At 68.7% G+C, this 17,547-nt stretch carries 16 protein-coding genes and 1 pseudogene; 4 read left to right on the top strand and 13 right to left on the bottom strand.

All coding sequences use genetic code 11. The features are described from left to right. Window positions 1-67 precede the first annotated feature (67 nt). The 3 genes from AB0L75_RS41030 to AB0L75_RS41020 all read right to left on the bottom strand — a co-directional run bounded on the left by AB0L75_RS41030 (window position 68) and on the right by AB0L75_RS41020 (window position 3,181). A complete protein-coding gene (locus AB0L75_RS41030; RefSeq protein ID WP_365191380.1) occupies window positions 68-421 on the bottom strand; it encodes a hypothetical protein in 354 nt (117 codons plus the stop codon). Between the two features lie 59 nt (window positions 422-480). Then, window positions 481-2,022, bottom strand: a complete 1,542-nt coding sequence (locus AB0L75_RS41025) for a hypothetical protein (protein ID WP_365191379.1) — start codon at window positions 2,020-2,022, stop codon at window positions 481-483. Between the two features lie 673 nt (window positions 2,023-2,695). Continuing rightward, window positions 2,696-3,181, bottom strand: a complete 486-nt coding sequence (locus AB0L75_RS41020; protein WP_365191378.1) for an ATP-binding protein — start codon at window positions 3,179-3,181, stop codon at window positions 2,696-2,698. A 39-nt stretch (window positions 3,182-3,220) separates the two neighbouring features. Between AB0L75_RS41020 and AB0L75_RS41015 the strand changes: the two genes are divergently transcribed. Beyond that, complete coding sequence (locus AB0L75_RS41015) at window positions 3,221-3,964, top strand: hypothetical protein (RefSeq protein ID WP_365191377.1); 744 nt, start codon at window positions 3,221-3,223, stop codon at window positions 3,962-3,964. Window positions 3,965-4,289: 325 nt separating this feature from the next. On the opposite strand, the gene AB0L75_RS41010 is transcribed toward AB0L75_RS41015, so the two are convergent. The 10 genes from AB0L75_RS41010 to AB0L75_RS40965 form a co-directional block, all read right to left on the bottom strand. Then, window positions 4,290-5,324: an MASE1 domain-containing protein gene (locus tag AB0L75_RS41010; protein ID WP_365191376.1), complete on the bottom strand. Its 1,035-nt coding sequence runs from the start codon at window positions 5,322-5,324 to the stop codon at window positions 4,290-4,292. Window positions 5,325-5,410: 86 nt separating this feature from the next. Then, the gene (locus tag AB0L75_RS41005) at window positions 5,411-6,745 is read right to left on the bottom strand and encodes a GAF domain-containing SpoIIE family protein phosphatase (protein ID WP_365191375.1); all 1,335 of its coding nucleotides are present in this window, start codon (window positions 6,743-6,745) and stop codon (window positions 5,411-5,413) included. 173 nt (window positions 6,746-6,918) lie between these two features. After that, window positions 6,919-8,460, bottom strand: a complete 1,542-nt coding sequence (locus AB0L75_RS41000; protein WP_365191374.1) for a carboxylesterase family protein — start codon at window positions 8,458-8,460, stop codon at window positions 6,919-6,921. A gap of 85 nt (window positions 8,461-8,545) precedes the next feature. Continuing rightward, window positions 8,546-9,955 (bottom strand): amino acid permease, encoded by a 1,410-nt coding sequence (locus AB0L75_RS40995; RefSeq protein WP_365191373.1) that lies wholly within the window; start codon window positions 9,953-9,955, stop codon window positions 8,546-8,548. Window positions 9,956-10,129: 174 nt separating this feature from the next. Then, entirely contained in the window at window positions 10,130-10,831 is a 702-nt protein-coding gene (locus AB0L75_RS40990) for a GntR family transcriptional regulator (RefSeq protein WP_365191381.1), read from the bottom strand. A 52-nt stretch (window positions 10,832-10,883) separates the two neighbouring features. Then, window positions 10,884-11,885, bottom strand: coding sequence for a proline racemase family protein (locus AB0L75_RS40985; protein WP_365191372.1), 1,002 nt, complete (start codon window positions 11,883-11,885; stop codon window positions 10,884-10,886). Between the two features lie 57 nt (window positions 11,886-11,942). Then, entirely contained in the window at window positions 11,943-12,839 is an 897-nt protein-coding gene (locus AB0L75_RS40980) for a dihydrodipicolinate synthase family protein (RefSeq protein ID WP_365191371.1), read from the bottom strand. A gap of 44 nt (window positions 12,840-12,883) precedes the next feature. Next, the gene (locus tag AB0L75_RS40975) at window positions 12,884-14,302 is read right to left on the bottom strand and encodes an NAD(P)/FAD-dependent oxidoreductase (RefSeq protein ID WP_365191370.1); all 1,419 of its coding nucleotides are present in this window, start codon (window positions 14,300-14,302) and stop codon (window positions 12,884-12,886) included. After that, entirely contained in the window at window positions 14,295-14,597 is a 303-nt protein-coding gene (locus tag AB0L75_RS40970; RefSeq protein ID WP_365191369.1) for a (2Fe-2S)-binding protein, read from the bottom strand. Before AB0L75_RS40970 ends, AB0L75_RS40975 begins: the two co-directional genes overlap by 8 nt. Beyond that, window positions 14,594-15,769 (bottom strand): FAD-binding oxidoreductase, encoded by a 1,176-nt coding sequence (locus AB0L75_RS40965; protein ID WP_365191368.1) that lies wholly within the window; start codon window positions 15,767-15,769, stop codon window positions 14,594-14,596. The genes AB0L75_RS40970 and AB0L75_RS40965 overlap by 4 nt, the downstream gene beginning before the upstream one ends. Window positions 15,770-15,934: 165 nt before the next feature. Between AB0L75_RS40965 and AB0L75_RS40960 the strand changes: the two genes are divergently transcribed. The 3 genes and pseudogenes from AB0L75_RS40960 to AB0L75_RS40950 form a co-directional block, all read left to right on the top strand. Next, window positions 15,935-16,057, top strand: coding sequence for a putative leader peptide (locus AB0L75_RS40960; protein ID WP_365191367.1), 123 nt, complete (start codon window positions 15,935-15,937; stop codon window positions 16,055-16,057). A gap of 75 nt (window positions 16,058-16,132) precedes the next feature. Beyond that, on the top strand, window positions 16,133-17,020 hold the full coding sequence (locus AB0L75_RS40955; RefSeq protein WP_365191366.1) for a glutathione S-transferase C-terminal domain-containing protein: 888 nt from the start codon (window positions 16,133-16,135) through the stop codon (window positions 17,018-17,020). Between the two features lie 144 nt (window positions 17,021-17,164). Then, window positions 17,165-17,362: pseudogene (locus AB0L75_RS40950) on the top strand (GNAT family N-acetyltransferase); the annotation flags it as partial. Window positions 17,363-17,547: the final 185 nt, after the last annotated feature.

Genomic DNA, 17,547 nt, shown 5'->3' with positions numbered 1-17,547 from the left:
GACTTCGAACACCTCCCCCAACGGCACAGGAGCCTCGTGCGTTGCGCACACCACCAGCGTCACCCGATCAGTGGCCGCGCTGAAAACACTCAGTGTCTACCTGGTAGCCAAACGTCAGGCCGCCATCGGGATGCAGGGCCATGGAGGAGTGCTCATGGTCTGAGTCCTTGCGCAGGAAGACGATTCCCTCGTCCTCGACTCGGGGCACCATGTCGCCGAACAGCTCGATACGAGCGCCCTTGGTGGTGATACGGGAAACGCCGCGCTCGGGAAAAGTATCGAGACTCAGGAACGCGCCGTTGCTCGCCACCTGAAAGTGCTGTCCCTCGCCGTACGCGGGATCGGTCACCGGGGATGCCTCGGTTCCTAAAGCCTTCGCGACAGCTGCTTCATCAAATGTAGGTCTTGCTCGTTCTGTCATATGAGGACGGATTATAAGCGGCAGGAACGGCAAAAGATGTAAGACAGCTTACATCACGGCTAACCTGGCCTGATGTAATGCAAGAGAAACAAAAAGAATGCCAACGCGAAGAGAAGGAATAGCTCCACGGTAAGCAGAGCCTGAGGAAGTCGTTTGATCCTAGAGCTTAAAGTAGAAGAGTCCCGGGAAAGAAGAAATGATGCGGCAAAGGCCACTGGGATCAGGATGACTGAGGCATCCTTCGCTGTAAGCCCAAACGTCCTACCCTTGGTACTGGCATGACGAAACTCCACAACTCCACGCCAGACCAAGAGACCAAAAGCAAAACCGGTAATGAGAATGGCAACCCAGAGCATGCTGGAATGCAACCTGGTAAGGTGCAAACGGATGCCGATTAGGATTCGTTCCGTTCGATTCCTAGTCGAGTCTTGACGCAAGTAAAGCTCAAAAGTACTTGTCTCTTCATCCACCTTAGCGTCTTTGAGGGAATCACCGTTCTCTTGGAGTACTCGGTGGCTCTCTTCAAGCCGAACTGCCGTATCGGAAGCACGAAAACTAATATGGTTGGTCTCGGCATCGGCAAACGCAATAGTTGTCCAGACGGTCTTACTCAAGCGGTCCCGAGTATCGCGCGTCTTAGTAAAATAAACGGCGCGTTTGTGCTCTACCGTAATAGTAAAAGGCTCGTCCAAGGGTACAACACATCTGGCAAACGCCATCCAACGAAGTCCATACCCATAATAGGCTGAAGCGAATCTGTGACGTCTAGCCTTCTCTTCATCCGAGGCACCTACAGGCGGATTGGCTGCCCCATCAAGAAGAAAGTGAAGCTTTTCAAGTAGCAGGGTAATGTCTTGAGCGGTTGTCGCATTGTAGCGCGTCTCTGAGTGCGCATGGAGTTCCTGGAAGAAATAGGGAAGAACAATCAGTGGGTGCTCCGAGCTGTTAGCGCGCTCTGGAAGTACGTACTTGGAAGCCAAAGTCGCAATCTTGTCTGCGAAATTCTTCCAATCAGGGTAAGAGTTTTTCCAACCCGTCGGAAGCACATCATTCTCGGAAAGCAGGTAGTCGTATTGCGCCAAATCGGTATTCTTACGGCTAGCGCAAATCCTATTGAAAGGATGAGGCGGAAAATAGAAAATGGAGGTCAATAGATCGATAAGCTCAGGCTCCAGGCAAGATCCGTTGATAAGCTCAGTAGAACCCCCCAAATGACTAACGTACTTAGCTTGGATCCTAGCGCTCTCATCTAGAGGGATTCGATAGACGTGCTGCCCAGCCACTGTGATGCGCAAGTCAAGCAATGGAATTCTCGGCATGTCGGCAATGGGCAAAATCAACTTAGCACTCGGAGTTCTGCCTGCCTCCGTAGGCGGAACCTTGAGTACAGCCCTGAGAGACCTCGCCTGCTTGCTGCATCCTGAAAGAACTTTCTTCTCTGTCAAAGAATACGCAAGCGGACGAACATGGATTTCCTTATAGCGTTCCGACCAAAGAGCATTAGATAATTGCACGCGCTCAACAGCCCGCAGGCGCCAGGCTTGCAGATTGCACAAAAGAACCACGGCAGCCAAATCCTGGCGCTCGCCAAATGGATCCATAGGATCCCCCTTCATTGATATCCATATGATAGTTCATTACTATGCTTACCCCCATAGTGGCCAAGGCGCATCTTGTACTACTCCATGCGGCTGATAGGAACAATCGAAGCAGCAAATCATAGCCATCAAGTTTTCAAATTCCATATTGACAATCGCTTGCTCTTCGGTGTTTAATTAATGCTGCCATATGGAAAATAGAGAAAATTTTTTCAAGCGCGCGAAAGGAAAATTATCCCTGAAAAAGCTAACCCCCCATCAAGTGAATGCGAAGAAGATCAGTGACGAAAGGAGAGATAGGGAGCTAACCGACAACCCCATGTCTCTGGAAGAATTTAGTCAGCGACATAGAGAAAATACCAACCTGTGGTCAACCAAGGATGAGAAGCGGTTTATAAGGAGGAACCAGCCCAAAAAATTCTGGAAGTGACTAACTCTTGTCGTGTCGTGTAATTGCCCTCATCCCCTCCCTTGTAGCTCTCTGCCCTCAGGCTTTGGCCGGTGGCCTGTATCGTGCTGGGAGCCAGGTCGGCCGCAGGCTTGCCCACCGTATCGGGCAGCAGCAGCTGTCCGACAAAGCCCGAGAACGGTCGACCTGGCGTAGGGCCCCCAGCACGAGAGAGGTGGGTAAAGCCTTCAGGGCCACCCATCGGCGACGCCCGGCCGCGCGGGTGGGCTACGCATAGGACAGCTCAGACCAGACGACCTTCCCTGAACCCTCCTGGCGAATGCCCCACCGCTTGCTCATCGAGGACACCACGGACAGTCCCAGACCGCGGCCATCCTCAGGCGTTGGCCGGCGAAGTGTCGGTAGCTCCTCCATATAATCGCCAACCTCGACGAACAGACTCCCCCGCTCTGCCCAAAGACACACCGTGACGTCAGTGCCTGCGGCAGTACTGGCCCTAACGGCGTTGAGTACAAGCTCCGCTGCAACGAGCTGCACGGCATCAACCAAGCCCAGCATGTCCCAGCGATGAAGCGTGTCGATGACGAACCTGCGGCAAAACCAAACAGCGCTGGGTACAGCGGGAAGCACGATCCAGGACACCTGGATCTTCGCGCTTGATGCCATGACACACCTCGTAGACGTGGCCTGATACACCAGACGAGTGGTGAAGTAGTGTCTTCGTTTATCGTAGCCTGCCTTGGAGCGAAGCATGTAAGAGCGTTAAACCTCCTCCAGGAAGGATGCTCCCGCATGTCCACAGCCCTCCTCGCTGAAACTCCTGTTCAGGAGTACACGCCCAAGGCGTTCAGTACGCTTCCTCTCTTCCGGGATTCCAAGAACGCCCTCAAAAAGCAGAAGGCGAATCTCTGCCCAGTGGGTAGCGTCATTGTTAAACACGGACTTGAAGAGAAGATGGGTGTCAGTCTCCTTCATAAGCACTTCCCGCTGGAAGAAAGTGAAATCCTGTCGCGATCTTTTGATACGCCGGGTCGCACGATTACCATGCGACCTGTGCCGAAGCAGCGGAAGGATGCTACGGTTCCGTACCTGTGGCGAGCGGTTCGTGAATCCGGCGGGAAATTTGCATACTACCCACTCGAATTTGTAGAACGAGAGTATGCAGAAGAGTTGGATGGGTTCCGTCTGGACGAACACCTCGGACTTCTGCAAGACATGGCTTACGAGCTTGAGAAGTATAACCTTCTCAATGTCTTTGGGATTGCAACGCTCAACATCACCAAGCTTCGGGAAAACAACACTGAGCTACTGGTGGAAACCACAGACAGTGTCAATCGCACATTGACGGTCAAACCAGAGCCGGGCCCTGTTCCGGAGGGCGAAGAGCTAACGGAAACGCTGTGGACCTTTGGCCCGGTGAATCCAGCAAATGAAGAAGCCGCATGTAAGGGAACACACTGCGCAGGACACTGTCACGGCCACTGCCTTGGACACTGTGTCGGTCATTGCCATGGTCACAATCCCCATCCCGAGTAGAAGTGTCCGGATCGCTATTGCGGCCGTGTAGATCCACTAAGCGGGCGCTGCGCGCTCCACGATCAATTGCCGCCTGACGACCGCACCCGGCTTCCTGGAGCCGCTGATGCCGCGTGGCTACCCCTCCCGTCACACGGGGCGTGTCACCGACGTGTCACACACCCCAGCGGACATCCTGCAAGGCAACCCCCTGACCTGGACGTTTGCCCCACTCTCTGGACTGGACGGACGAGAAAGACTGGGCGTCAGCTTCTGGGGGTCAAGGGGTCGCAGGTTCAAATCCTGTCGTCCCGACCGGCTTTGTCGCTGGTCGGAGGTCGTCTTCTCAGGGATGAGGAGACGACCTTTTCGTGTCTGTGGGGCCGTCGTTGCTGTCCTTCTGGCCCTGCTCCCCGGGGTGCGCCGGGGGGTGGTCGCCGGTGGCGATCTTGGCCACCATCTCGGCGAGTTGCCCGCAGGCTCGCGCGATCTCCCGCTGGGTCTCGTTCCGCTCGCTGATGACTGCCGCGACCAGCAGCGCGGTCAGCGAGGCGGAACCGTTGAACGCCTGGAGGGTGATCATGTTGGTGAGCAGGTCATGGCCGGAGAAGGGGCCCGATCTTCGGGCGGCGGTGATGATCGCGAACGTGGACACGGCCAGTGCGCAGGGCGCGGCCCCGGCCAGCTGGAAGCGGAAGGCCGCCCAGATGAGCAGCGGGAAGCCGAGGAACATGAGCGGCGCGCGACCGGTCTCGACGACGCCGACGCTGACCGTGGCCGCCAGCAGCAGCAGTCCCTCCAGCCACCGCAGGGGCAGCACGTCCGTCGGCCGGCGTGCCGTGCTGAGGACGAGCAGGAGCGGGGTGACCACGAGGACGCCCATCGCGTCGCCGGTCCACCAGACCGACCACGTGGGCCAGAAGCCCGCGGTGCTCAGGACTCCCGCGAGGACCAGGGTCCCGCTGCCCGTCGTCGCGCTGACCAGCATCCCGGTGAACGCACCGAGGAAGATCAGGGCGAGTGCGTCCCGCAGACGGTCCAGTTCGTTCCGGAACCCCATGCGGCGCAGCAGCGCGTAGGAGCAGAGGGGCGCCAGGGTGTTTCCCGCCGTGATCGCGAGCACGGCGGGCAACGAGGGCCCCAGCGAGACATTGACCAGGAACGCCCCGAGTGCGACCCCGGGCCAGACCCTCGACCCGCACAGGAGCAGGCCCGCCACCGCTATACCGCTCGGCGGCCACAGCGGGGTGACCTGGCCGCGCACCAGCTGCTGGAGCAGTCCCACCCTGGCCGACCCGTAATACAGCGCCGCGATGACACAGATCTCCACGACGGCCACCACGCCGTCGCGGCTGAGCTGCACACGCCGCGCGACAGCCATCGGCGACCTCCGGGTCGGCATCACCCCCAGCCCCATCATCCGCCGGATCCCCCGGATCCTCCACGGAACCGCCGACGGTCCTCGGGTCAGGCGGGCGGCGTGCGCACGGCGAGGATGGCCATGTCGTCGTGACCGTCGCTGGGGTGGTGATCGGCCAGAGCCCGGACGAACGCGGGCAGGGGCAGGCCGGCGTGTTCCCGGGCGAGACCGGCGAGTGCGCTCAGCCGCTCGTCGATGGGGTGGTCGGGATGCTCGACCAGCCCGTCCGTGAAGAAGACCAGGGTGGCGTCCGGGGGCAGGAAGCGGGAGTGGTCCGGGCGGGGCTGCTCGGTGTCGACGCCGAGCGGCAGTCCGGGTTCGCCGAGCAGGTAGGCCACATGGCGCTCACGGGTGAGCAGCAGGGGCGGGACGTGGCCCGCGGTGCTCCAGCGCAGCCGCCAGCCCGGCGCCTCCGGCTCGATGCGGGCCAGGGTGGTGGTCGTGACGGGACTGTTCGTGATGGACTCCAGAGCCCGGTCGAGCCGGGACAGGACCGCGCCGGGCGGATCGCTCCGGTCGAACAGCAGAGCGCGCATCATGTTCCGCGTCGAGGCCATGGCGGCCGCGGCCCGCAGATCGTGGCCGACCACGTCACCGATCACGACCGCCACCACATGGTCGGGCAGGGGGATGGCGTCGTACCAGTCCCCGCCGAGCTGACTGGGCTCGGCAGCCGGGCGGTAGATGGCGGCGGCGGTGAAGGGCCGCAGGTCGGGCAGTGTGGGCAGCAGCAGCCGCTGGAACTGCTCGGCTCCGACCCGGATCCGTTCGAACAGGCGGACGTTCTCGATGGCGATGCCGGCGGCGCCGGCCAGGGCGACGACGACGTTCTCGTCATGCATGTCGAACGGCTTTCCGTCCTGCCGCTCGGAGAGGTAGAGGTCACCGTAGATCTCGCCGCGGACGCTGATCGCGACGCCGAGCAGGGTGCGCATGCGCGGATGGCCGGGCGGGAACCCGGCGGAGGACGGATGGGCCCGGATGTCGTCGATCCGCAGGGGTCCGGGGTAGCGGATCAGGTGTCCGAGGACGCCCAGACCGCGAGGCAGTCCGGTCTCGGCCAGAGCGATGCGTTCGTCCTCGGACAGACCGGCCGAGATGAACTGCTCCAGGTGCTCGCCGGACTCGTTGAGCACGCCCAGTGCCCCGTAGCGGGCGCCGACCAGGTCCATGGCGGTGGTCACGATACGACGCAGCACCGCGGGCAGTTCCACCTCACGGCTGATCGCCACCACCGCGTCCAGCAGGCCCTGCAGCCGGTCCATGGAGGTCAGCAGGGCGCGCAGTTGCTCGTCGATCCGGCCCAGCTCGGAACGCAGGCGGACATGCAGGTCGGGCAGGCGCGGCTGCCTCAGCTGTCTCCCATGCCTGTCTCCCGCCATCACGCGCGCCCAGTGGCCCGACCAGGACTCGAGCGGTGCATCGCAGCCTCCTTCCACGACCCCGGTCACCACCGGGGCCGACGGTCATCGCCGCGTCGTCTCTGATTGTGACACCGGCACCCGTGCCACCGCTGGCGCCGGCATGCCGGTAGGGCCTCTTGGCTGTTCCCTGGTCACCGGGGGCGGTCGAGGAGCGGCAGGGCCGCGAAGGCGTGGTCCTGCCAGAGCAGGCGGGAGGTTTCCTCCGGGTAGGCGGTCACGGCCGGGTGCTCGTCGAAGAGCCGGGTGAGGCGGTGCTCGTCGTCGTAGGCCGGCCAGCCCGGGGCGCCGTCGGCGGCGAAGGCCGACCACGCCGTGCGGAAGGACGCGGACAGCTCCTCCGCGGCGGGGGAGGGGCCCCCGCCGAGCAGGGCGGCGGCTGTGCCGCTGCCGAGGTTGCCGAAGACGAGGGGTACGTCGAGACCGTGGCAGGCACCGAGGGCACCGCCCTGACCCGGCGGGGGCCAGGTCAGTTCGTACAGGTGGGCACGGCCGCCGCCGCTGGTCTGCGCGTGGGCGAGACGGAGGCTCGGCATGCGGAACAGCCAGTCCGAATGGACCAGCTCGTACAGCTCCTCGGGGCCCGCGGCCGGGAAGCCGGCCCGGTAGCGGTGCGCGCCGTCCGGTCCCGGGGCGAAGTGCTCCAGCGCGGTCGCGGCCTGCTCCTCGGTCACCTGGCCGAGCGTCCCGTCGACCGCGCTGAACAGCCGGTGCTCGTCCCGGGTGTGTCCGACGACGAGGCCGACGTCCCGGCCGGCGCCGTCGGCCAGCGCCTGCCACGGAGTGACGGGCAGGACTGCACCGTCGACGACGGGAGCGAACAGGACCGACCGCAGTGCGGGCCGCCCCCAGCGCTCGCCGAAGGAGGCCGACTTCGCGGCGACCGCGTCACCGGCGGCGGCCAGTCGCTCCGGTGGTACGGCCGCCAGCTCGGCCGCGGTGGGCCGTAGTCCCAGCTCGGCGGCGACTGCGGCGGCGATGTCGGCGGCCAGCGCCGGCGAGAAGAACGTCCCCGGGACGCTCTGCGCGATCGCCCGGCGGAAGAGTCCCGCCGCGCGCTCCATGGCCAGCAGGGCCGCGATCGACCCGGCGCCCGCCGACTCGCCGAAGACCGTGACCCGGTCCGGATCGCCGCCGAAGACCCGGATGGTGTCCCGCACCCATTCAAGGGCGGCCACCTGGTCGAGCAGTCCCCGGTTGGCGGGCGCCCCGTCGATGTGCCCGAAGCCCTCCATGCCGACGCGGTAGTTGAACGTCACCAGGACCACACCGCCCTCCCGCGCGAGGCGGGCCCCGTCGTACTCCGGCAGACCGGACATGCCGATGCTGTACCCGCCGCCGTGGATCCACACCATGACGGGAAGGCCCGCTCCCGGGGACGGATCGGGCGACCAGACGTTGACCGTCAGCCAGTCGGCGCCCGCGCCCTGCGCCAGGGCATCCATGCCGAAGTACCCGGCCTGCGGCGGCGGAGGGCCGTACGACACGGCCTCACGGACGCCCGTCCAGCCGCCGGCCGGCACGGGCGCGGCGAAACGGAGCGCCTCCACCGGCGGCTCGGCGAACGGAATGCCCCGGAAGACCGCCACGCCCCCCTCCGTGCGGCCGCGCAGCACCCCGGCCGGTGTGCGGACCTCGGGCTCGGCGCCTGCGGGTACGGATGCGGCAGTGGTCATCTCGGTGCCTTTCCCGGACAGGGAGAGCGGTCGTACGACCGGCACCGGTGATCGTCCCGTGGGGGCGCCGTGCACCGCCAGCGATTTACCGGGTGCGGGACGCGTCCTCGGCCGTGTCCGCGGGCTTCGCCTGCCGCCGTGCCGCGAGCACCGCGTAGACGATGACGCCCGCGAACAGGAACAGCGCGCCCTGGTACACCGCCGCGTAGCCGGCGCCGGCCATCAGCCAGAGGGAGAAACCGGCTGCGATCGCGGTGATCACCGAGTCCCGCACCAGACGTGCGCGGTCCACCGACGCGCGCCGCCCGGAGACCAGGTGGAAGATCTGAGCCGCCGCCGCCAGCAGATACGGCACGGTCGCGGTGAAGGTGGTGACGAGGACCAGGACGTCGAAGACCTTCGCCGAGCCGGACAGGTAGTTGTACGCGGTCAGGAGGGAGGAGAGGACGACCGTGACGGCGACGCCGACGACCGGCACGCCTCGGCGGCGGCGTCCGAACGCGGCGGGGAACAGGCCGTCCTTGGCCGCGGCGTACGGGGTCTGGGCGCTCAGCAGCGTCCAGCCGTTCAGGCATCCGGTCATCGACACCAGCGCCGCCAGCGCCACCGCCGTACCGCCCCAGCCGCCGCCGAACATCGCGTTCACGGCGTCGGAGAAGGGGGCCGTGGAGGTCACCAGCCGGTCGTGCGGGACCGTCCCGAAGACGGAGAGCGTGCCCAGCAGATAGACCAGCGCGGCGCCCGCGGTGCCGATGACGGTCGCGCGCCCCACGTTGCGGCGCGCGTCCCTGACCTCGCCGGCGCTCACGGCGGCGGACTCCACCCCGAGGTAGGAGAAGAGCAGCAGGGCGGCCGAGGCGGAGACGGCGCCGATGGCGCTGTGACCGCCGGCGTTGAACGGCCCGAGCCGGGACGGATCGAAGAAGAACAGGCCGCCGACCGCGACGAGCAGTAGCGGCACGAACTTCAGCACCGTCGAGACCACCTGGACGGCGCCCACGTACCGGGTGCCGGCGAAGTTGGCGAGAGCGGGCAGCCACTGCAGGACCAGCGCGGCCAGACAGGCGGTCCAGCGGTGGCCGCCGAGAGGGATCAGGACGCCGAGATAGCCGACCGCGGCGACGGCGAGCGCCGCGTTCGACACCCACGTGGTGATCCAGTACGACCATGCGGCCAGGAACCCGGCGAAGTCGCCGAAGGCCTCGCGGGCGTAGACGTACGGGCCGCCGGTGCGGGGGTCGCGTGCGGCGAGCCGGCCGAAGACCAGAGCCAGTGCGATGGCGCCGACGGTCAGGACGGCGAAGGCGACGAGGCTGACCGTGCCGTAGGGGGCGATGGAGGCGGGGAGCAGGAAGATGCCGCCGCCGATGATGTTGCCCATGACCAGCGCGGTCGCGACCGGCAGTCCGAAGCTGCGGGCATGCCTGCTGCCGGAGCCGTGGGCGTTCTCGACGGGGGCCGGAGCCGGCTGCGGGGCGGTTCCGGTGACGTGCATGGGGGTGCCTCTCATCGAACAGGTGCCCAAGGATCGCCCGGGCCCGGTCATGGTCCGTGAAGCCCCCGCCCGCCGCAAAATCACCGGTCCTTGTGGCGCCCGGCCCGGCTGAGCGTGAAAAAACTGCAGTGATGGGGCGCCCGCACCACAAAATATTCGACGCCCCGATCTCCGCTAGTCGCGTTCCGTGCCCTGCGCCCACAGACTGCGCACATGGCCCAGATGACGGGTCATGATCGCGTGTACGGCCTTCTCGTCCCGCTCCAGCAGGGCGTCGAGGAGTTCCAGGTGCTCCTCGGCCGAGGCGAGCAGCCGGCCGGCCTGCACCAGGGCCGTCAGGCCGTAGAGGCGGGAGCGTTTGCGCAGGTCGGCCACCACCTCGACCAGGTGGGCGTTGCCCGCGAGGGCCAGCAGGCCGAGGTGGAAGCGGGTGTCGGCCTCGACATAGGCGATCAGGTCGCCCGCGACCGCCGCGGTGACGATCTCGCGGGCCGCCGGGCGCAGCGCCTCCAGCGAGACGCGGTCGGCACTGCGGGCCAGGTCGACCACGGTGGGTATCTCGATGAGCGCACGGATCTGCGTGTACTCGTCCAGCTGCTGGTCGGAGACCGCGGTGACCCGGAAGCCCTTGTTCGGAACGGTGTCGACCAGGCCCTCCTTGGCCAGGTCCAGCATCGCCTCCCGCACCGGCGTCGCCGAGACGCCGAAGCGGGTGGCGAGCGAGGGCGCCGAATAGACCTCGCCGGGCCGCAGCTCACCCGCGATCAGCGCGGCGCGCAGCGCGTCGGCGACCCGCTCGCGGTAGCTGCTGCGCCGGCCGCCCAGCCGGGGGAGCGCCGGCAGATCCGAGTCCGGCTTGTTCTGTGCCTGTGCCATGTCACGCATCACCGGCGCGAGTCTAGAGGACGACGGGGTGGCTGGGGGACGGCTAGAGGACAAAGCCCTCCGGGAAGGGATCGGCGGGGTCGAGGAGGTACTGCGCGGTACCGGTGATCCAGGCGCGGCCGGTGAAGCTGGGCAGGACCGCCGGGACGCCCGCGATCTCCGTCGTACCGAGCAGGCGCCCGGTGAACCGGGTCCCGATGAAGGACTCGTTCACGAACTCGGTGTGCAGCGGCAGTTCGCCCCGCGCGTGCAGTTGTGCCATCCGCGCGCTCGTGCCCGTGCCGCACGGTGAGCGGTCGAACCAGCCCGGGTGGATGACCATGGCGTGCCGTGAGTGACGCGCGGTGGCGCCGGGTGCGTACAGGTGGACGTGGTGGCAGCCGTGGATGGACGGGTCCTCGGGGTGCACCGGTTCCCCCTCGGCGTTGATCGCCTCCATGAGGGACAGCCCGGCCGCCAGGATGTCGTCCTTGCGGGCGCGGTCGAAAGGGAGGCCGAAGGCGTCGAGCGGGAGTATCGCGTAGAAGTTGCCGCCATAGGCGAGGTCGTAGGTGACCGTGCGGCCGCCGGGCAGAGTGATCTTGCGGTCCAGGGCGACGGCGAACGACGGCACGTTCCTCAGGGTCACGTTCCGCGCGGCCCCGTTCTCCACCGCCACCTCGGCGACCACCAGCCCCGCAGGGGTGTCGAGCCGGATGGTGGTCACCGGCTCCACGACCTCCACCATGCCGGTCTCGACCAGCACTGTCGCGATCCCGATGGTGCCGTGGCCGCACATCGGCAGATAGCCGGAGACCTCGATGTAGAGGACGCCCCAGTCGCAGTCGGGGCGGCTCGGCGGCTGGAGGATCGCGCCGCTCATCGCGGAGTGGCCGCGCGGCTCGTTCATCAACAACTGCTTGATGTGGTCGCGGTGTTCACGGAAGTACAGCCGCCGCTCGTTCATCGTCGCACCCGGTACGGTGCCGATGCCGCCGGTGATCACCCGGGTCGGCATGCCCTCGGTGTGCGAGTCGACGGCGTGCAGCACGAGTTTGCTGCGCATGCTTCTCCAGTCTCGTTGTCGGAGTTCTCGGCGTCGGAGTTCTCGGCGTCGCAGTTCTCAGCCGAGCCCCGCGGCGACGGCCTTCTCGGTGGCCGCGCGCACCGCGGCCTCCTGCTCGGGCAGCAGCGGGACGCGCGGGGGGCGCACCGGGCCGCCGTACCGGCCCACGACATCCATGGACAGCTTGATCGCCTGCACGAACTCCACCCGTGAGTCCCAGCGCAGCAGCGGGTGCAGCTGCCGGTACAGGGGGAGTGCGGTGGTGAGGTCACCGGCCGTCGCGGCGCGGTACAGCTCCACCGAGGCCCGCGGCAGCGCGTTCGGGTAACCGGCCACCCAGCCCTTGGCGCCGGCCACCGCCAGCTCCAGCAGGACGTCGTCCGCGCCGATCAACAGGTCCAGATCAGGGGCGAGTTCGGCGATGCGGTAGGCGCGGCGGACATCGCCGGAGAACTCCTTGACCGCGTGGACGAGGCCCTCGCCGTGCAGCCGGGCGAGGAGTTCCGGCACCAGGTCGACCTTGGTGTCGATCGGGTTGTTGTACGCCACCACCGGCAGCCCCGCGCGGGCGACCTCGGCGTAGTGGGCGAGGACGGCCCGTTCGTCGGCGCGGTAGGCGTTGGGCGGCAGCAGCATCACCGACGCGCAGCCGGCCTCGCCCGCCTGCTCGGCCCAGCGCCGGGCCTCCGCCGCGCCGTACGCGGCGACGCCCGGCATCACCCGTTCGCCGCCGATCGCCGCGACGGCCGTCTCCACCACCCGGGCGCGCTCCTCGGGGGTGAGCACCTGGTACTCGCCGAGCGAGCCGTTGGGCACGACGCCGTCGCAGCCTCCTGCGACCAGCCAGGAGCAGTGCTCGGCATAGCGGTCGTAGTCGATCGAGAGGTCGTCGCGCAGCGGGAGCGCGGTGGCGACGAGGACACCGCGCCATGGACGGTTCTGCGGGTGGGTCATCTGTGGTCCCCAATCAATGACGTGTGACATGGTACTGATGCGGTTCAGTTGTCCGGTGGTGCGGCCAGGACGCCGAGCGGTACCGGTCGGGCGAACGGGCGGCGGTCCGCAGTGAGCGGGCAGCCGGTCAGTCCGGCCACCCCCGGCGCGCACATCCGGCCCTGGCACCAGCCCATCCCGGCCCGCGTGAGCAGCTTCACGGTGCGCAGATCGCCCGCGCCGAGCGTGCCGGCGGCGGTGCGGACCGCACCGGCCGTGACCTCCTCGCACCGGCACACCACCGTGTCGTCCGTGAGCCGCTGCGCCCAGCCCGCGGGCGGCGCGTACGCCGCCTCCAGCGCCGCGAAGAACGTCCGCAGCCGGGTCCTGGCCCGGGCGGCGGCCGCCCAGGCGTGCGGGTCGGGGGCGATGCCGTGCAGCCGGGCGGCGATCGAGCGGCCGGCGATGTGTCCCTCGGCGAGCGCGAGCGCCGCGCCGCCGATGCCGGTGCTCTCCCCGGCGGCCCAGACGCCGGGCACGTCGGTGCGCTGCTCGTCGTCGACCCGCACGGCCGGGCCGTCCGTCCCGGAGAGCGCGCAGCCAAGCGTCTCGGCGAGGTCGGTGTGCGGCAGCATGCCGTGTCCGACGGCGAGGGTGTCGCAGGGGATGCGGCGCGCGCTGCCGGGCCTGATCCGCCCTCCCTGCTCCAGCGCGGCGACGGTGACCGCCTCCAGCCGGTCGCCGCCATGCGCCTCCAGCACGGTGTGCCGGGGCAGCGTGCGGACCCCGTGGCGCAGCAACCGCCCCGCGTACCAGGCGCCTTCGGCGAGCTTGCCGGGCTCGGCGGCGAGGGCCGGAGCACGGCGCAGCAGGGCCCCGGGAGCGGCGGACTCGACCAGCGCGGCCACCCGCGCTCCGGCCGCGGCGAGCCCCGTGGCCACCGGCAACAGCAGGGGTCCGGTGCCGGCCACCACGACCGTACGGCCGGGCAGCACCAGGCCGCCCTTGAGCATGGCCTGCGCGCCGCCCGCGGTGACGACGCCGGGCAGCGTCCAGCCGGGGAAGGGCAGGACACGTTCGTAGCCGCCGGTGGCGAGCAGCACGGCGTGGGCACGGACGGTGACGCCCTCCTCCTGCGCGGGGCCGCGCAGGGCGTGGACCGCGAAGGAGCCGGCGGCCCGTGCGGCGTGGGCCGGTTCGCGCTCGACGCACCAGACGTGATGTTCCGTCAGATGGGTGATCCGTCCGGTGACGATGTGCCGTTCGACGCCCGCCCGCAGCCGCTCCCAGGTGCGCCACTGGTGGTGCAGGGCCTCGGGGCGGCGGGCGCCGAGGGCCCGGGCGGGCTGCCGGTAGAACTGGCCGCCTGCCTGCTCGGCCGCGTCGACGAGGGTGACCCGTACGCCCCGGTCGGCCGCCGCCAGCGCTCCGGTGAGACCCGCCGGGCCCGCCCCGACCACGGCGAGATGCGCTCGCTCAGTCATCGCTCCGTCCCGTCCCCTCCTGGGTGCGGATCACATCGCCCGGGTGCGCCGGCACCAGGCAAGCCCGTTGGTTCACCCGGCCGTTGACGGTCACCAGGCAGTCGAAGCACACGCCGATCCCGCAGAAGACCCCACGGGGCCGGCCGGTGCCGCGGGTGCTGCGCCAGGCCGTCACGCCCGCCGCCCACAGCGCCGCCGCGACGGTCTGTCCGGGCAGAGCCGTGACGGGCCGGCCGTCGAAGGTGACGGTGAAGGCCTCGCCCGGCCGGGCCCGGGCCAACTCCAGGGGATTCACGGCGTGTTGCCTCCGTCCGTGTCGTGTCCGTCGGTGTCGAACCGCTCCGGGCGGAACGGCGTGAGATCCAGTTCCGGTGTCTTCCCGGTGAGGGTCTGCGCGATCAACTGCCCGGTGCCGGTGGCCAGTCCGATGCCGGCGCCCTCGTGCCCGCAGGCGTGGAACAGTCCCGGCGCGCGGGGATCCGGGCCGATCGCAGGCAAGTGGTCGGGCAGATACGGCCGGAAGCCCGCGTACGTCCGCAGCGCGCGTACCCGCTCCAGGAACGGGAACAGCCCGATCGCCCCCGCCGCGAGCGCCCGTACCGCGGGCAGTGACAGCGAGCGGTCGAAGCCGACCCGCTCCCGGCTCGCGCCGATCAGCACCGGCCCGGCGGCCGTGCCCTCCACCACCGGCGAGGTGCGCAGGGACGCCGAGTCGCTCGCGACGTCGGCCACATAGTCCGCGGCGTACACCTTGTGCCGGACCATGCGCGGCAGCGGCTCGGTGACCAGGACGAAGCCGCGTCTCGGGAGCACCGGCAGCCGGACGCCGGCGAGCGCGGCGAGGTCGCCGCCCCAGGTGCCGGCCGCGTTCACCACCGCCGGAGCGTGCAGGTCGCCCCGGTCGGTGCGGACGCCGGCCAGCGCGCCGTCCGCCCTGCGCAGCACCCCGGTCACGGTCCAGCCCGTGTGCAGGCGGGCGCCGGAGGCGCGGAGCAGGTGGGCGGCGGCGAGGGCGGGCATGACCTGGGCGTCCTGCGGATAGTGCACTCCGCCCGCCATGCCGGCGGCCAAGTGGGGCTCAAGAGAGGGCAGTTGGTCCGCGGCTACCGGGTCGGCCTCGACTCCGGCGGACCGCTGGCCGTCGGCGAAGGCGTGCAGCGCGGCGAGGGTCCCGGGGGTGGAGGCGACCACCAGGCCGCCCTTGGGCTCGTACTCGACGGCCGTACCGAACTCGTCGCCGAGCCGCGACCACGATCGGGCCGACAGCAGGGCGAGGTCGAGTTCGGGGCCCGGTTCCTTGTCGGAGACGAGCAGGTTGCCCTCGCCCGCGCCGGTGGTGCCGCCGGCCACCGGGCCCCGGTCCACCACCCGCACGTCGAGGCCGGCCCGCGCGGCGTACAGCGCACAGGCCGCACCCACCATTCCGGCTCCGACGACCACGACATCGCAGGTCAGTCGCTTCAGCACGGCAGTACTATGTCACATGGCGCTGCCCGTGAGGAGGGTTCCGGCGACTTCCGTCCGGCGGGAGCCGGTTGCGCGCCCGGGTTCCAGGCGTGGACACCCTCTTGACGTGGCACGGAGCCGGATCGAAACTCCAGGATGGGAATCCTAGTGAACAGGTAGGGAATCATGCCGCGCCTCGGAACGGTCATCGGCCCAGCGGGCCGTACGCCGTTGTGCGCGCCCCTGCTCACCTCCCGCCTCCACATCGACCTGCTGCGCGTCTGCAGCGCGATCAGCCTCCACCGCTGAGCCGGGGCCCTCGCGCCCATCGGCCACGCCGCGCGCCGGCGCGCACCCTCGCACGCCCACCACCCGGGGAGACGCATGTCCATCGCTCCGCTCGCCGCCGTTCCGTCCGTCCACCGCGCCGCACCCGTCTTCCGGGGCCGGATCGGCCAGGACGCGCGCAGCGGCCACTACGCGGTGCCCCACCGCTACCGGCTCCATCTCTCGACCGCCTGTCCCGACGGACTGCGCCTCGCCGTCGGACACAGCCTGCTCGGCCTGGACGCGGGCTGTCCGGTCACGTTCCTGCCCGCCGTCCCGGACCGTCCCGGCGGCGGCCACTTCGCGCTGCGCCCGCTGTACGAGGCGAGCGCTCACCACTACACCGGCCCGGCCCTCGCGCCCGTGCTCAGCGACGACTGGTCCGGCCGTATCGTCAGCACCCACGCCCCCGACATCCTGCGCGACCTCGACCGCTTCCCGCACGAGGGCCGCGCCTCGCTGTACCCGCGCGACCTCCAGTCCGTGATCGAGGCCGTCGAGCGGATGTGCGCCGAGGGGATCGCGGAGGCCGCGCAGCGCGCCGGACGGGCCGACGTCGATCCGGCCGAGCAGGCCGCCGCCCTCGACGTACTTCTCGACACCCTCGGCCGGCTGGAGAACCGGCTGGCAGGGGAGGAGTACCTGGCCGACGACCGGCTCACCGCCGCCGATGTCGAACTGTGGGTGACACTGGTGCAGTTGGACACCGTCCACCGCTGTCACCTGGACGCCTCCGCCGTGCACCGCATCGCCGCCCACCGCGCCCTATGGGCCTACGCCCGCAGGCTGGCCGGCCACCCCGCCTTCGGCCGACACCTCGACCTCGACGGCATCTCCCGCCGCCACCACGGCCGTTGCCGGGGTCTGGAGGCCGCCGGAGCCGCCGTCCAGATCCTGGACTGGACGGGCCTCGCCGCGGCGGCCGAGGACGCTTCCCGCGGGTGAGGGCGGGCGAGTGACGTTGAGTGGGCGGACGGCCGCCTCTTCGGGCCCGCCTTCGTCACTTTCGGCGAGACCAGGCTCGCCACCGACCTGACGGTCGCCGTGGTCGGGCTCAGCCTCATCGCCATGGCGGGCGAGCGCGGCGAGATGGTGCGCGCGGTCGCCCGGGGGATCCAGGAGCGCGGGGAACGGCCGTTCCTGCGCGCCGCCGCCGACAGCACACCGGCGATCCGGCTCTACGGGTCGATCGGGTTCGCCCCGCGCCGCCGCACGCGGATCGTGCGGGTCCGCAGTGCGAGAGAGAACGCGTGCGCGGGAACAACCGCGGGCGGCCGCGCGTTGTGAGTCATGACGAGATCCGGCAGGCGGCCGAGACGGCCCGCCCCGGTCGACGGACGGAGGTGACGGTCGTGACACCGGTGCTCCCGCCGCGCGCCCCGCACCCCTGCCGCTCCGTCCGCCTGCACTCCCGGCCGCACATAGACCTCCAGCGCGTCTGCGCCGCGCTCTGTCGCCGCTGACGCATCCCC

The sequence above is a fragment of the Streptomyces sp. NPDC052101 genome (assembly GCF_040680235.1).
Classification (GTDB): domain Bacteria; phylum Actinomycetota; class Actinomycetes; order Streptomycetales; family Streptomycetaceae; genus Streptomyces.
This window is presented reverse-complemented; position numbering and strand designations above follow the sequence as displayed.